We start from the raw sequence: 13,960 nt of genomic DNA, 5'->3' as shown, positions 1-13,960 counted from the left end.
GGTGACGTAAAATGAACAAGGATCGTTGATGACCGCCCCCTACCCGTTTCTCTCCGCCACCCCGCCTCATGCCCCGCAGGCGCTGCTCGAGCGCGCGAAATCGCTGCCGCCGCCGCGCGTGGCGCTGGTCAACGCGGGCGCGCCCAATCCGCTTCAAGGTATCCGTGAGGCGATGGAGGCCGACCTGGCCGAGCCGATCCTGATCGGCGACCGCGCCAAGATCGAGGCCACCGCGCGCGACATCGGCTGGGACATCTCGGGCGTCCGCCTTATCCACGCGCCCCGCGACACCGCCGCGCCGGAGGCCGCGCGCCTTGTCCGCGCGGGCGAGGCGGACGCGATCATGAAGGGACAGATCCATACCTCGACATTCCTCAAGCAGTTGCTGCCCTCGGCCGCCGGGCTGCGGGACAAGGGCGCGCGCTGTGGCCACGTGTTTCACATCACCACGCCGGGGTCGGACCGGCCCCTGCTGCTGACCGATGCGGCGATGAATGTCGACCCGGATGTCGCAACCCGCAAGGCCTGCCTCGGCCATGCCGTGCGCCTCGCGCAGACGCTGGGGGTCGAACGGCCGAAGGCCGGGCTGCTCGCCCCGACAGAAGACCTGGTCGAAACCGTGCCCAACACCATCGAGGCGGCGGAGATCGCCGAATGGGCGGCGACCGCCCTGCCAGACGCCGTGGTGCAGGGGCCGATGGCGATGGACCTGATCCTGTCGGCCGACGCGGCGCGCGCCAAGAATTACCGATCGGAAGTATCCGGCGACGCCGACATCATCCTCACCCCCAACATCACCACCGGCAACGCGGTGTTCAAGACGATGGCCTTCGGCATGGGCTGCTGCTGCGCGGGGATCGTGCTGGGCATGCGCGTGCCGGTGCTGCTCACCTCGCGGGCGCAGGCGGCGCCGGCGCGGATCGCGGCGGCCGCGCTCGGCGCGGTGGTGGCGGCGCGGTGATCCTCGTCGTCAATACCGGGTCGTCCTCGATCAAGGTCGCGATCTTCGACGACGCCCTGCAACAGCGCCTGTCGGGCGCCGCCGACGGGATCGGCGCGGCGGCGGGCGGCCTGAAGGTGGGCGAGGTGACGCGCGAGGCGCAGTTCGCCAACCACGTGGCGGCGTTGCAGGCGGTTCTTGAACAACTCGAGGCGCAGGGCTTTCCCGTCTCGCGCCTGCGCGCCACGGCGCATCGCGTGGTGCATGGCGGCGCGCGCCTGACCGAGCCGGTGCGCATCGATGACGCAGTCGTGGCCGAGATCGCGCGCTGCAACCCGCTTGCGCCCCTGCACAATCCGCACAACCTCGCCGCCATCAACGCGCTGCGCGACCTCGCCCCCGATCTCGCGCATTTCGCAAGCTTCGACACCGCCTTTCACGCCACCAATCCGCCCGTCGCCACGACCTACGCCGTGCCGCCCGCAATCACCGAGCGCGGCATTCGCCGCTACGGGTTTCACGGCATTTCCTACGCTTCGCTCACCCGCGCGCTGCCCGGCATCGCGGGCGGGACGCTGCCGCGCCGGGTGCTGGCCTTCCACCTTGGCAATGGCGCGTCGCTCTGCGCGATCCGCGACGGGCGGTCGGTCGCGACGACGATGGGCTATTCACCGCTGAGCGGGCTGACGATGGGCACCCGCACCGGCGATATCGACGGCAACGCGGTGTTGCGGATGGCCGAAGAAGACGGCATCGACGCCGCCGCGCGGCTGCTCAACCACGAAAGCGGGCTCACCGGGCTCTCGGGGGTCGGCCCGGACATGCGCACGCTGCTCGGCGATTCCTCGCCCGAAGCCGCCTTCGCCGTCGATCATTTCTGCTACTGGGCGCGGCGTCATGCGGGGTCGATGATCGCTGCGATGGAGGGGGTGGACGCGCTCGCCTTTACCGGCGGCATCGGCGAGAACGCGACAACGGTGCGCGCCCGGATCATGGAGGGGCTGGAATGGACCGGCCTTGTCCCCGACGCCAACGCCGCGGGCGCTGCGCGGCTGCACGCGCCCGGCTCATCGGTCGGCGCATGGGTCGTCCCGGCGGCGGAAGAGCGGATGATCGCCGCCGACGCCGCGGCCCTGCTGGACGCGGACGCATGACCCCGCCGCCGGGAGGAATCCGGTCGCGGTCGGGCGCGATCTGGCCTAACCTCGGATGCAGATGACAGGAAGGCCCGTATGACCCACCACCGCCAACCCGAACTCGACACCTCGCCGCCCGTTTCCGACGAAATACGTCGCACCACCTGCTACATGTGCGCCTGCCGCTGCGGCATCAACGTGCACATGAAGGATGGCAAGGTCGCCTATATCGAGGGCAACCGCGACCATCCGGTGAACCGCGGCGTGCTCTGCGCGAAGGGGTCGGCGGGGATCATGCAGCACAACGCGCCGTCGCGCCTGCGCGCGCCGCTGAAACGGGTCGGCCCGCGCGGGTCGGGCGAGTTCGAGGAAATCACCTGGGACGAGGCGCTCGACATCGCGACCGACTGGCTTGCCCCGCTGCGCGAAACAGCGCCGGAAAAGCTCGCCTTCTTCACCGGACGCGACCAGTCGCAGAGCTTCACGAGCTACTGGGCGCAGAATTTCGGCACGCCGAACTACGCCGCGCATGGCGGGTTCTGTTCGGTCAACATGGCGGCGGCGGGCATCTACACGATGGGCGGCGCGTTCTGGGAATTCGGCTCTCCCGACTGGGAGCGCACGAAACTGTTCATGCTGTTCGGCGTGGCCGAGGATCACGATTCCAACCCGATCAAGATGGGGCTGGCCAGGCTGAAGGAGCGCGGCGCACGGGTGATCGGCGTGAACCCGATCCGCTCGGGCTACAACGCCGTGGCCGACGATTGGGTCGGGATCACCCCCGGGACCGACGGGCTCTTCATTCTCAGCCTCGTGCATGAACTGATGAAGGCGGGCAAGATCGACCTCGACTACCTCGCGCGTTACACCAACGCGCCGGTTCTGGTGAACGGCGACGCGAAATCGCCAGAGCACGGGCTGTTCCTGCGCGACGACGACGGCAAGCCGCTGGTAATCGACCGCGCCACCGGCAAGCTGGCGGCCTTCGACAAGCCGGGCGTGCGTCCGGACCTGCACGCCACCCACCGCGCAGCCGGGATCACCCACCGCCCGGTGATGCACCTGTTGGCCGAGCGGTATCTCGACCCGAAATACGCGCCCGAAGCGGTGGCCGAACGTTGCGGAATATGTGCAGACAAAATACGCCGGATCGCCGGCGAACTCGCCCGCGTCGCCTTTGACGAGGCGATCACGCTCGATATCGAGTGGACCGATTTCCGCGGCGAACTTCACCAGACCATGACCGGCCGCCCGGTCAGCTTTCACGCGATGCGCGGCATCTCGGCCCATTCCAACGGGTTCCAGACCTGCCGCGCGCTGCACCTGCTGCAAATCCTGCTCGGCAGCGTCGAGGTTCCCGGCGGGATGCGTTTCAAGCCGCCCTACCCGAAACCGGTGTCGATCCACCCGGCCCCGCATTGCAAGGCGACGCCGGGCCAGCCGCTTGACGGGCCGCATCTCGGCTATCCGCGCGGCCCCGACGACCTCGCGCTGCTCGAGGACGGCAGCCCCGCGCGCATCGACAAGGCGTTCACGTGGGACAACCCCATGTCGGCGCATGGAATGATGCACATGGTCATCTCTAACGCCCATGCGGGCGACCCCTACAGGATCGACACGCTGTTCATGTACATGGCGAACATGGCGTGGAATTCCTCGATGAACACGCGCGGCACGCTGGAGATGCTGACCGACACGGACGAGAACGGCGACTACGTGATCCCGCGCATCATCTATTCGGATTCCTACAGTTCGGAGATGGTCGCCTACGCCGACCTGATCCTGCCCGACACGACCTACCTTGAACGCCATGACTGCATCTCCCTGCTCGACCGCCCCATAAGCGAGGCGGACGCCGCGGCGGACGCGATCCGCTGGCCGGTGGTGGAGCCGGATCGCGACGTGCGCTGCTTCCAGTCGGTGCTGTGCGAACTGGGCGCAAGGCTGAAGCTGCCGGGCTTCACCGATGGCGAGGGCGGCCAGAAATACGCCGATTACGCCGACTACATCACCAACCACGAACGCAAGCCCGGCATCGGCCCGCTCGCCGGATGGCGGATGGGCGAAAACGGGCTGACACACGGGCGCGGCGCGCCGAACGAGGCGCAGCTTGACGCCTATATCAAGAACGGCGGCTTCTTCTCCGCGCACATCCCCGAGGCCGCGCAATACATGAAACCGTGGAACATGGGCTACCAGGAGTGGGCGGTCGGCATTGGCCTGTTCGACGCGCCCCAACCCTATATCTTCGAACTCTACGTCGAGCCGATGCGCCGCTTCCAGCTTGCCGCCGAGGGGCACGGAGAGCGCCAGCCGCCCGACCGCCTGCGCGAACAGATCAAGACGACGCTCGACCCGCTGCCGATCTGGTATCCCGCGCTCGAGGACGGTCATGCCGATCCCGAGGAATACCCGGTTCACGCCCTGACCCAGCGGCCGATGGCCATGTATCACAGCTGGGGGTCGCAGAACGCCTGGCTGCGCCAGATCCATGGGCATAACCCGCTCTATCTGCCGACAAAACTCTGGACCGCGCATGGCTTCGCCGACGGCGACTGGGCGCGCGTGACCTCGCATCACGGCGAAATCACCGTACCGGTCGCCCACATGGCCGCGCTCAACGAGAACACGGTCTGGACATGGAACGCCATCGGCAAGCGCAAGGGCGCCTGGGCCCTGGAAAGCGACGCGCCCGAGGCGACCAAGGGCTTCCTGCTCAATCACCTCATCCACGAGCTGCTGCCAGAACGCGGCGACGGGATGCGCTGGGCCAATTCCGATCCCGTCACCGGGCAGGCCGCATGGTTCGATCTGCGCGTGAAGATCGAGAAGGTCGCGGCCCCCGAAGAGGCGCAGCCGGTCCTCCCGGCGATCGAGTCGCCTGTCGGCACGGGGCCGGATGAACTGACATGGAAGGTGGGAGAATGACGCAAAACTTTTCGGAAAAGTTTTGGCAAAAGTCTTCAACAGACTTTTGCGCGCCAAGAGCGGAGGGCAGGCGATGACCACGCTTCCCGCCCAGACCGACCGCAAGCTCGGCCTCGTGATCGACCTCGACACCTGCGTCGGCTGCCATGCCTGCGTCGTCGCCTGCAAGGGCTGGAACACCGAGAATTACGGCGCCCCGCTTTCGGACCAGGATCCTTACGGCGACGATCCACGCGGCACGTTCCTCAACCGCGTGCACAGCTACGAGGTGCAGCCGCTCGCCACCAGCGACATGCCGCACCCGGCGGCGCAGCTGGTGCATTTCCCGAAATCCTGCCTGCATTGCGAGGACGCGCCCTGCGTCACCGTCTGCCCCACCGGAGCGAGCTACAAGCGTGTGGAGGATGGCATCGTGCTGGTCAACGAGGCCGACTGCATCGGCTGCGGCCTCTGCGCCTGGGCGTGCCCCTACGGCGCCCGCGAGATGGACGAGGCCGAGGGCGTGATGAAGAAATGCACGCTCTGCGTCGATCGCATCTACAACGACAACCTGCCCGAGGTGGACCGCACCCCCGCCTGCGTGCGCACCTGCCCCGCCGGCGCGCGGCATTTCGGCGATCTCGGCGATCCCGACAGCGACGTGAGCCGCCTCGTCGCGGAGCGCGGCGGCATGGATCTCATGCCCGAGCAGGGAACGAAGCCCGTCAACCAGTATCTCCCGCCGCGCATGCGCGACGAGATGGACCAGGTGGACGTACTGGCCCCTTTCCTCGACCCCGTGGCCGAGGATGCGGGCGGGTTCATCGGTTGGCTCGACAAGGCGTTGGAGAGAATCTGAGATGAACCCCGCCCCTTCCGTCATCGTTTTCACCACGCTTTCGGGCCTCGGGTTCGGCCTGCTGTTCTGGCTGGGTCTCGGGCTGCCATCCGTCACCGGCTGGAGCGCCTTCGCCTTCTTCACCATCGCCTACCTGCTGGCGGTGGGCGGGCTGATCGCGTCGGTTTTCCACCTCGGCCACCCGGAACGCGCATTGAAGGCGTTCACGCAATGGCGAAGCTCCTGGCTCAGCCGCGAGGGTTGGACCTCGGTTGCGACGCTGCTGGTGATGGCGCTGTACGGCGCCGGGCTGGTGTTCTTCGACGCGCGGTGGTGGCCGCTTGGCTGGCTCGGGGCGGCGCTGGCGCTCGGGACGGTTTACACGACCTCGATGATCTATACGCAGATGCGCACCGTGCCGCGCTGGCGCACGCCTCTGACGCCGGCGCTTTACCTGGCGCTGGCGCTGGCGGGCGGCGCGCTTCTGGCGGGACAGGTGGTCTGGGCGCTGATCCTGCTGCCGGTGGCGGCGGTGCTGCAGGCGCTGTGGTGGGTGCGGGGCGACGGCGCGCTCGCGGCAAGCGGCACGACGCTCGCCAGTGCGACGGGGCTGGGGCCGGGCGGCGGCGCTGTGCGCGCCTTCGAGCCGCCGCATACCGGGACCAACTACCTCCTGCGGGAATTCGTCTACGTAGTGGGGCGCAAGCATGCGCTGAAGCTGCGCATGATCGCCCTTGCGCTCGGCTATGCGCTGCCGGTCCTGCTGCTCCTGCTGCCGTTCAGCCATGTCGCCGCGGCCATCGCGGTGGTGAGCCACCTGGCCGGGATCGCCGCGTCGCGCTGGCTGTTCTTCGCCGAGGCCGAGCATGTGGTCGGGCTCTACTACGGCAAGCGCGCCGCGTGACCCGAGCCGCCGGGCCGAATTTTTTCCAGCAAGAAGAAGCAGGGGGCGGAAACGAAAACGGCCCCGCCGGGTGAGGGCGGGGCCGTCTGGATTTCAAGTCCGTCGCGCGATCAGTCGTCGCCGGATTTCAGCGCGGCGCCGAGGATGTCGCCCAGCGAGGCGCCCGAATCCGAGCTGCCGTATTGCTGCACCGCTTCCTTCTCTTCGGCGATCTCGCGGGCCTTGATGCTGAGGCCGAGACGGCGCGACTTGCTGTCGACGTTGGTCACGCGCACGTCGACCTTGTCGCCGACGCTGAACCGGTCGGGGCGCTGTTCGGCGCGGTCGCGGGACAGGTCCGAGCGGCGGATGAAGCTCTTCATGCCCTCGTACTCCACCTCGATTCCGCCATCCTCGATCGAGGTGACCTCGACCGTGATGATGGAGCCGCGCTTCACGCCGCCCACCGCTTCGGCGAACTTGTCGCCGCCGAGCGCCTTGATGGAGAGCGAGATGCGCTCCTTCTCGGTGTCGACCTCGGAGACGACCGCCTGCACGACATCGCCCTTGCGGTAGTTCTGGATCGCGTCCTCGCCGCGTTCGTCCCAGCTGAGGTCCGAAAGGTGGACCATGCCGTCGATTTCGCCGTCGAGACCGATGAAGAGACCGAACTCGGTGATGTTCTTGACCTCGCCCTCGACCTCGGTGCCCTCGGGATGGGTTTCAGCAAACACTTCCCACGGGTTGCGCATGGTCTGCTTGAGACCCAGCGAAACGCGGCGCTTGGCCTGGTCGATCTCGAGCACCATGACCTCGACCTCCTGAGAGGTGGAGACGATCTTGCCGGGGTGCACGTTCTTCTTGGTCCAGGACATTTCCGAGACGTGCACGAGGCCCTCGACCCCCGGCTCCAGCTCCACGAAGGCGCCGTAATCGGTGATGTTGGTGACGCGGCCCGTATGGACCGATTCGATCGGGTATTTCGCGGCGACGAGATCCCAGGGATCCTCCTGCAACTGCTTCATGCCGAGGCTGATGCGGTGGGTTTCCTTGTTGATCTTGATGACCTGCACCTTGACCGTCTCGCCGATCGACAGGATCTCGGACGGGTGGTTGACCCGGCGCCACGCCATGTCGGTGACGTGCAAGAGGCCGTCGACACCGCCGAGGTCCACGAAGGCCCCGTATTCGGTGATGTTCTTGACCACGCCGTCGACGTTCTGGCCCTCGTGCAGGTTGCCGATCACCTCGGCGCGCTGTTCGGCGCGGCTTTCTTCGAGGATGGCGCGGCGGCTGACGACGATGTTGCCGCGGCGGCGATCCATCTTGAGGATCTGGAACGGCTGCTTGAGACCCATGAGCGGGCCGGCGTCGCGCACCGGGCGCACATCGACCTGGGAGCCGGGCAGGAACGCCACGGCGCCGCCGAGGTCGACGGTGAAGCCGCCCTTGACGCGGCCGAAGATCGCGCCCTCGACGCGCTGGTCGTCGGCATAGGCCTTTTCCAGACGGTCCCAGGCTTCCTCGCGGCGGGCCATTTCGCGGCTGATGACCGCCTCGCCGCGCGCGTTCTCGGCGGCGCGCAGGTAAACTTCGACCTCGTCGCCGACTTCGATCTCGGGCGCCTCGCCGGGATTGGCGAATTCCTTGAGTTCGACGCGGCCTTCCATCTTGTAGCCGACGTCGATGATGGCCTGGCCTGCCTCGACGGCGATGACCTTGCCTTTGACAACCGTGCCCTCTTCGGGCGTGTCCATTTCGAAGCTTTCGTTCAGAAGGGCTTCGAAGTCTTCCATAGATGCGTTCTGAGCCATGTGGCGTTTCTATCCTAACTAGCGATTTATACGGGCCGCGCGGTTGTCTCCGCCGGTCTTGAAGGTTTCGTTGGTCAGAGATGCGGCGAACGCAGACAAGGGCCGGAGCATCTCCGCCCCGGACCTCTTGGATATCCGCCTCGCCGCAGGTTCATGCAGACCGCGCCCTTCTACGGCGAAGCCCGGGTGAGATCAAGCCTTAGAAAATCTGGGCTTAGGCGGTCCCTGTTAACCTTTTGTTAGCCTTTATCAACTTAGAGTTGTGGCACTGGGTAGAATACAAGAACCGCGGCATCCGCAGGTTCGCTTCTGGGGCTCACTGCCAATAGGAGGCCGCAACATGCCATCAGCCGATATAACCGTTTATGAATACACTGGCGAACTCCTGAAAACCGAGCTGTTGTCTAGCAACCAAACCATCGTCCTGGGGTCTTTCGGCTCCGCCGAAAGTGGGCTCTTGGTGGATGATGATAACAGCTTTGGTTCCGACGACAACGGAACAGCGACTTTCAATGGCGATCCGGTGACCTATATCGGGTCGGGCGATGCGACGCCCGGCGTAGACATAGCGGGCGCCACTTTGCCGCTCGGTACGCCCAAGGACTTGGTCGTGTTCGAGGCGGGTGGCAGGATTTTCTTCCACTACCCCGAAGGGCCGCCCAACCTGCTGTCGGCGGTTGCCGTTGTGACCGATCTGGAGGATGTGCCCTATGATGGGCTGACGCCGGTGTGTTTTTGCGCCGGCACGCGAATCGCCACACCGCGGGGCGAGGTGCTGGTGGAGGATCTGGCGGCCGGTGATCTGGTTCTGGACATGTTCGGCGATGCGCATGCGATTCGCTGGATCGGCAATGGTTGCGTGGATATCGATGCCGCCTTGCCCGGAACGCGTGATAAAATGCGTCCGGTTTGCATTCCGACTGGCGCATTAGGTCACGGAATGCCCGACGCAGATCTATACCTGTCACAGCAGCACCGGGTGCTGATCGACGACCCCGCGGCGGAGATGCTGTTTGCGGCCAATAAGGTGTTGGTCCCGGCCAAGGCATTGGTCGGCGCCGGGGCGCATATCGATTACGACGCGGCGCAGGTCACTTACTACCACATCCTGTGTGAAGAGCACGTGATCCTGATGGCGAACGGTCAACCCTGCGAAAGTCTCCTGCTGGCTTCCGAGGCGCAGCGCAATCTGCTGCCCGAGCAGATGGCCGAGATCGAGTTGCTGCTGGATGACGTGGCCCCTAACGGGCCGCCAGAACCTGCGGCGCCGATCCTGACCCGCAAGGAAAGCGTGGTTCTGGCTGAGCGCCGGGTCCACCGATAGGGCCGGGTCCACCGATAGGGATGCGCCTTACCCCTTGCGGGCGTCGGTAATCGCGATCGCTTCGGCAACCGCCTGTTCGATCGTCATTTGCGATGTGTCCAGAAGCACCGCATCGACGGCGGGCTTCAGCGGCGCGGTGGCGCGGGCGCTGTCGCGGGCGTCGCGCTGGCGCAGGTCCGACAGCACGTCGTCCAGGGAGACATCATGCCCATTGCCGGTCAGTTCCGCGTGGCGTCGGCGCGCGCGCACATCGTCGCTGGCGGTGACGAACAGCTTTACCTCGGCGTCGGGGCAGATCACCGTGCCGATGTCGCGCCCGTCGAGCACCGCGCCGCCCGAGCGCCGGGCGAAGGCGCGCTGAAAATCGACCAGCGCCGTGCGCACCTCGGGGATGGCGGCGACGCGGCTGGCGGCCTGCGCCACTTCGGGCGCGCGCAGCGCCTCTTCGGCGTCGAGGTCGCCCGCCTTGAGCGCGCGGGCGGCGGTGACCGGGTCGGTTCCGTCGAGCGTGCGCAGCCCGGTCGCGCGATAGAGCAGGCCGGTGTCGAGATGCGCAAAACCGAAATGCGCGGCGACCCGCCGCGCCACCGTGCCCTTGCCCGCCGCCGCGGGCCCGTCGATCGCGACCGTGAATGTCATTTGGCCTCTCCTCGCGCTGCTGCTTTTGGTAGGGCATGGCGGACGTGGGCTCAAGCCTCCGGGCGGGCGCATGGCGCACTTGCCGTGTTCGAGTATTTGCGGAACATTGCAGGACCGGGGGGCGTCACCGCTGGACGGCTCGCGGCCGGAGTCCTAGGGTCCATGAAAAAGGAGGAGGCGACATGGCGGTTGGCAGGAATCTCCGCACCTGGTTCGATGGCGCATGGCGCGACGGGAACCCGCCGGTCATCCGCGCGTCGGATCACGGCGCCTGGCTTGGCTCCAACGTGTTCGACGGGGCGCGGTTCTACGAGGGGCGCGCGCCCGATCTCGATCTGCATTGCGCGCGGCTGAACCGATCCGCCGAGGCGCTGATGCTGACGCCCTGCGTCACCACCGAAGACATGGTTGCGATCATTCGCGAGGGGCTGGCGCAGTATCCCGAAGGGGCGGCGGTCTATATCCGGCCGATGTACTGGGCGGCGGAAAGCGAATACATGGCGATCGTGCCCGACGGCGACAGCACGCGATTCGCCGTCGCGCTGGAAGAAATCCCGATGCCGGCCCCGGACGCCGCTGCGACGCTGACGCGCACGCGGTTCCGCCGCCCGACGCTCGACGACGCGGTGGTGAACGCCAAGGCCGCCTGCCTTTATCCCAACAACGCGCGGATGCTCGCCGAGGCGCGCGCCAAGAGATTTTCCAACGCGCTGGCGACCGACGCGCTTGGCAACGTGGCGGAGACCGCGACCACCAATGTCTTCATGGTGCGCGACGGCGAGGTGTTCACGCCGATCGCCAACGGCACGTTTCTGGCCGGGATCACCCGCGCGCGGCACCTGAAGAATATGCGCCGCGAAGGGATGACTGTGCATGAATGCGTGCTCGACTACGCCGATTTCGAGGCCGCGGACGAGGTGTTCCTGTCCGGCAACATGGCCAAGATCACGCCGGTGTCGGCCTTCGACGACCGCCGCTACGAGATCGGGCCGGTCGCGCGGCAGGTGCGCGAGATGTACTGGGACTGGGCCGCGTCCGGGGGCGCGTGACGCGCCGCGCGTCAGATCACGATCAATCCGCGGCTGAGCGCGCGGGCGACGGCATGCACGGTGTTGACCGCGCCCAGCTTGAACCGGGCCGATTCGATGTAGGCGCGCAGGGTATGCTCCGAAATGGTCAGCGTCTCGGCCACCTGCGCGCGGCTGTGGCCGACCGCGATCAGTGTCAGCGCGTCGAGCTCGCGCGGCGACAGATTCGGCGCCGCGTCGGGCTGGCGGTCCGGCTCGAAGTCGAGCGCCTTCTCGTTGAACGAATGCGCGATCAGGATCAGGCTGCGGCGGTTATCCTCGGCAAACTGCGCCCAGGCGTCATCGTCGCAATGATCGTTGACGGTGAACATGGCGAACTGGCCGCCGGGGCCGCGCACCGGCACCGAGTAGCCCTGGTTGCCGAGCCCGTATTCGATCGCCTCGTTCCGGAAGTTGCGCGTCGCCTTGCCCGACCAGTCGAGCCGCTTCCAGTCGACCGGGTGAAACCGCTGATAGCAGCCCTGCACGACAGGATCGATGCGCAGGTAGCCTTCGGCGACGTAGCGTTCGACCCATTCGGACGCGTAGGTGCCGACGCCGTATTGCTCGCCCGCGGCGCTGACCCAGTGATAGACGACATGGCGAACATCAAGAAAGTCGCGAAGTTCCTCGGTGACCTGTTGCAGCCCGTCGCGGTCAGTGGCCTCCTCGAGGCGTTCCAAAATGGCATCCAAGCGCGCCTGCGCTGCGACGGTCATGTCCGCTGCTTCCTTCCCCAAGCGACGCCAGTTCCGCTGCCGCGACGAGACTCGTGTCGTCGAGATATTCGGCCAGGGCGCCCAGGTTGTTATTCTGCGCGAAAGTCTTCAGATCGGCAAGGACGTCAAGTATCCACGTATTCTGCATCTGGTGTCTGCTTTCGGAGGAGTTAACGGAAGGTCAACTTGAGACTAGCACGCGGCTTACCGCCAGGGTATTCGCAGATTTCATCCCCCCAATTATAGGGGGTATGAGTGACTCTAAGTCATTGATTTCAAACCAGGCGGTCAGCGCGCATGAAAAAGCCCGCGTTCCGGCGCACCGAATCGCGGGCCATCGCTTCCGGAAAGGAAACGTTGTTGATCAGCTACGCGCCTCCAGCACGTCCTCGACCGTGCGCAGCCCGGTGCGCGGCGCCTGAACCAGCACCGACATGTTGCCGGGCTTGTGCTGATTGCGCATCATCTTCATGTGCGCCTCGGGCAGGTCAGCCCAAGGGAAGACCTCGGACATGCAGGGGTCAAGCCGGCGCTCGAGCATCAGCTTGTTGGCGCTCGCCGCCTGCTTGAGATGCGCGAAGTGGCTGCCCTGCACGCGCTTCTGGTGCATCCAGAGGTAGCGCACGTCGAAGGTGCAGTTGAACCCGGTGGTGCCGGCGCAGATCACGACCATGCCGCCCTTCTTCACCACGAAGGTGGAAACGGGAAAGGTCGCCTCTCCGGGGTGCTCGAAGACCATGTCGACGTTGTTGCCCTTGCCGGTGATGTCCCAGATCGCCTTGCCGAACTTGCGGGCCTCCTTGAACCATTCGCCGTATTCCGGCGTATTCACCGTGGGCAACTGCCCCCAGCAGTTGAAATCCTTGCGGTTGATGACGCCCTTGGCTCCGAGGTCCATCACGAACTGGCGCTTGTCCTCGTCCGAGATGACGCCGATGGCATTGGCGCCCGCGGTGTTGATGAGCTGGATCGCGTAGGAGCCCAGGCCCCCCGACGCGCCCCAGACCAGCACGTTCTGCCCCGGCTTCAGATCATGGGGTTCATGGCCGAACAGCATCCGGTAGGCGGTGGCGAGCGTCAGCGTGTAGCAAGCCGATTCTTCCCATGTCAGGTGCTTGGGACGCGGCATGAGCTGCTGCGCCTGCACGTTGGTGAACTGCGCGAATGAGCCGTCGGGCGTCTCGTAGCCCCAGATGCGTTGCGAGGTGGAATACATCGGATCGCCGCCGTTGCATTCCTCGTCGTCGCCGTCGTCCTGGTTGCAGTGGATCACGACCTCGTCGCCCACCTTCCAGCGCTTCACCTTGTCGCCGACGGCCCAGACGATGCCCGAGGCGTCCGAGCCGGCGATGTGATAGTCCGCCCCGTGCCCGTCAAAGGGGCTGATCGGCTTGCCCAGCGCGGCCCAGACGCCGTTGTAGTTGACGCCCGCGGCCATCACCAGCACCAGCACCTCGTTGCTGTCGAGGACGGGCACGTCGACGACCTCGACACGCATGGCGGAATCGGGCTCGCCGTGCCGCTCGCGCCGGATGGCCCAGGCGTACATCTGTTTCGGCACATAGCCCATCGGGGGCAGCTCGCCCATCTCGTAGAGGTCCTTTTCGGGCGCGTCGTACTGCGCGATCCCGTTATCGGTGTCCAGAGCCATGCCGGCCTCCTTCATCATCAGGTGCGGTCGGATGGGGTCCGG

Annotated in this window: 12 protein-coding genes; 8 read left to right on the top strand and 4 right to left on the bottom strand. The window is 66.3% G+C overall.

From position 1 onward, the window contains the following. Nucleotides 1–28 precede the first annotated feature (28 nt). From D6850_RS19655 to D6850_RS00650, 5 genes are all read left to right on the top strand, one after another. A complete protein-coding gene (locus D6850_RS19655; protein WP_245964059.1) occupies nucleotides 29–961 on the top strand; it encodes a phosphate acyltransferase in 933 nt (310 codons plus the stop codon). Then, nucleotides 958–2,094, top strand: a complete 1,137-nt coding sequence (locus tag D6850_RS00665) for an acetate/propionate family kinase (protein WP_245964058.1) — start codon at nucleotides 958–960, stop codon at nucleotides 2,092–2,094. Before D6850_RS19655 ends, D6850_RS00665 begins: the two co-directional genes overlap by 4 nt. A 78-nt stretch (nucleotides 2,095–2,172) precedes the next feature. After that, entirely contained in the window at nucleotides 2,173–5,004 is a 2,832-nt protein-coding gene (locus D6850_RS00660) for a molybdopterin oxidoreductase family protein (protein ID WP_121163034.1), read from the top strand. A 73-nt stretch (nucleotides 5,005–5,077) separates the two neighbouring features. Beyond that, the gene (locus D6850_RS00655; protein WP_121164970.1) at nucleotides 5,078–5,842 is read left to right on the top strand and encodes a 4Fe-4S dicluster domain-containing protein; all 765 of its coding nucleotides are present in this window, start codon (nucleotides 5,078–5,080) and stop codon (nucleotides 5,840–5,842) included. 1 nt (nucleotide 5,843) lies between these two features. After that, nucleotides 5,844–6,725: a dimethyl sulfoxide reductase anchor subunit family protein gene (locus D6850_RS00650; protein ID WP_121163033.1), complete on the top strand. Its 882-nt coding sequence runs from the start codon at nucleotides 5,844–5,846 to the stop codon at nucleotides 6,723–6,725. Nucleotides 6,726–6,835: 110 nt separating this feature from the next. On the opposite strand, the gene rpsA is transcribed toward D6850_RS00650, so the two are convergent. Continuing rightward, nucleotides 6,836–8,518, bottom strand: a complete 1,683-nt coding sequence (rpsA, locus tag D6850_RS00645) for a 30S ribosomal protein S1 (protein ID WP_121163032.1) — start codon at nucleotides 8,516–8,518, stop codon at nucleotides 6,836–6,838. A gap of 340 nt (nucleotides 8,519–8,858) precedes the next feature. Here rpsA and D6850_RS00640 point away from each other — a divergent pair, with 340 nt between their 5' ends. Then, nucleotides 8,859–9,842 carry a Hint domain-containing protein gene (locus tag D6850_RS00640; protein WP_121163031.1) on the top strand — a complete coding sequence of 328 codons (984 nt, stop codon included), beginning with the start codon at nucleotides 8,859–8,861 and terminating at the stop codon, nucleotides 9,840–9,842. A gap of 27 nt (nucleotides 9,843–9,869) precedes the next feature. Here D6850_RS00640 and cmk read toward each other — a convergent pair whose 3' ends face one another. Continuing rightward, entirely contained in the window at nucleotides 9,870–10,481 is a 612-nt protein-coding gene (gene cmk, locus D6850_RS00635; RefSeq protein WP_121163030.1) for a (d)CMP kinase, read from the bottom strand. 182 nt (nucleotides 10,482–10,663) lie between these two features. Between cmk and D6850_RS00630 the strand changes: the two genes are divergently transcribed. Beyond that, the gene (locus tag D6850_RS00630; RefSeq protein ID WP_121163029.1) at nucleotides 10,664–11,530 is read left to right on the top strand and encodes a branched-chain amino acid aminotransferase; all 867 of its coding nucleotides are present in this window, start codon (nucleotides 10,664–10,666) and stop codon (nucleotides 11,528–11,530) included. 11 nt (nucleotides 11,531–11,541) lie between these two features. Here D6850_RS00630 and D6850_RS00625 read toward each other — a convergent pair whose 3' ends face one another. Next, nucleotides 11,542–12,267, bottom strand: coding sequence for a helix-turn-helix transcriptional regulator (locus D6850_RS00625; protein ID WP_121163028.1), 726 nt, complete (start codon nucleotides 12,265–12,267; stop codon nucleotides 11,542–11,544). On the opposite strand from D6850_RS00625, the gene D6850_RS19375 reads away from it, so the two are divergent. Further along, complete coding sequence (locus D6850_RS19375) at nucleotides 12,233–12,457, top strand: hypothetical protein (protein WP_166433959.1); 225 nt, start codon at nucleotides 12,233–12,235, stop codon at nucleotides 12,455–12,457. The two genes, D6850_RS00625 and D6850_RS19375, sit on opposite strands and share 35 nt — an antisense overlap. Nucleotides 12,458–12,631: 174 nt before the next feature. Here the strand turns inward: D6850_RS19375 and ccrA are convergent, their stop codons facing one another. After that, nucleotides 12,632–13,918: a crotonyl-CoA carboxylase/reductase gene (ccrA, locus tag D6850_RS00615; protein ID WP_121164968.1), complete on the bottom strand. Its 1,287-nt coding sequence runs from the start codon at nucleotides 13,916–13,918 to the stop codon at nucleotides 12,632–12,634. Nucleotides 13,919–13,960 lie beyond the last annotated feature (42 nt).

It is taken from the genome of Roseovarius spongiae (assembly GCF_003651245.1).
GTDB lineage: Bacteria > Pseudomonadota > Alphaproteobacteria > Rhodobacterales > Rhodobacteraceae > Roseovarius > Roseovarius spongiae.
The sequence above is the reverse complement of the archived record's forward strand: the minus strand, read 5'-3'. Positions and strand labels throughout refer to the sequence as shown.

What these genes read in the sequence shown, in the direction of transcription:
- D6850_RS19655 (WP_245964059.1), top strand. Translation starts at nt 29, where the DNA reads ATGACCGCCCCCTACCCGTTTCTCTCCGCCACCCCGCCTCATGCCCCG.
- D6850_RS00660 (WP_121163034.1), top strand. Translation starts at nt 2,173, where the DNA reads ATGACCCACCACCGCCAACCCGAACTCGACACCTCGCCGCCCGTTTCC.
- D6850_RS00655 (WP_121164970.1), top strand. Translation starts at nt 5,078, where the DNA reads ATGACCACGCTTCCCGCCCAGACCGACCGCAAGCTCGGCCTCGTGATC.
- D6850_RS00650 (WP_121163033.1), top strand. Translation starts at nt 5,844, where the DNA reads ATGAACCCCGCCCCTTCCGTCATCGTTTTCACCACGCTTTCGGGCCTC.
- rpsA (WP_121163032.1), bottom strand. Translation starts at nt 8,518, where the DNA reads ATGGCTCAGAACGCATCTATGGAAGACTTCGAAGCCCTTCTGAACGAA.
- D6850_RS00640 (WP_121163031.1), top strand. Translation starts at nt 8,859, where the DNA reads ATGCCATCAGCCGATATAACCGTTTATGAATACACTGGCGAACTCCTG.
- cmk (WP_121163030.1), bottom strand. Translation starts at nt 10,481, where the DNA reads ATGACATTCACGGTCGCGATCGACGGGCCCGCGGCGGCGGGCAAGGGC.
- D6850_RS00630 (WP_121163029.1), top strand. Translation starts at nt 10,664, where the DNA reads ATGGCGGTTGGCAGGAATCTCCGCACCTGGTTCGATGGCGCATGGCGC.
- D6850_RS19375 (WP_166433959.1), top strand. Translation starts at nt 12,233, where the DNA reads ATGGCATCCAAGCGCGCCTGCGCTGCGACGGTCATGTCCGCTGCTTCC.
- D6850_RS00625 (WP_121163028.1), bottom strand. Translation starts at nt 12,267, where the DNA reads ATGACCGTCGCAGCGCAGGCGCGCTTGGATGCCATTTTGGAACGCCTC.
- ccrA (WP_121164968.1), bottom strand. Translation starts at nt 13,918, where the DNA reads ATGGCTCTGGACACCGATAACGGGATCGCGCAGTACGACGCGCCCGAA.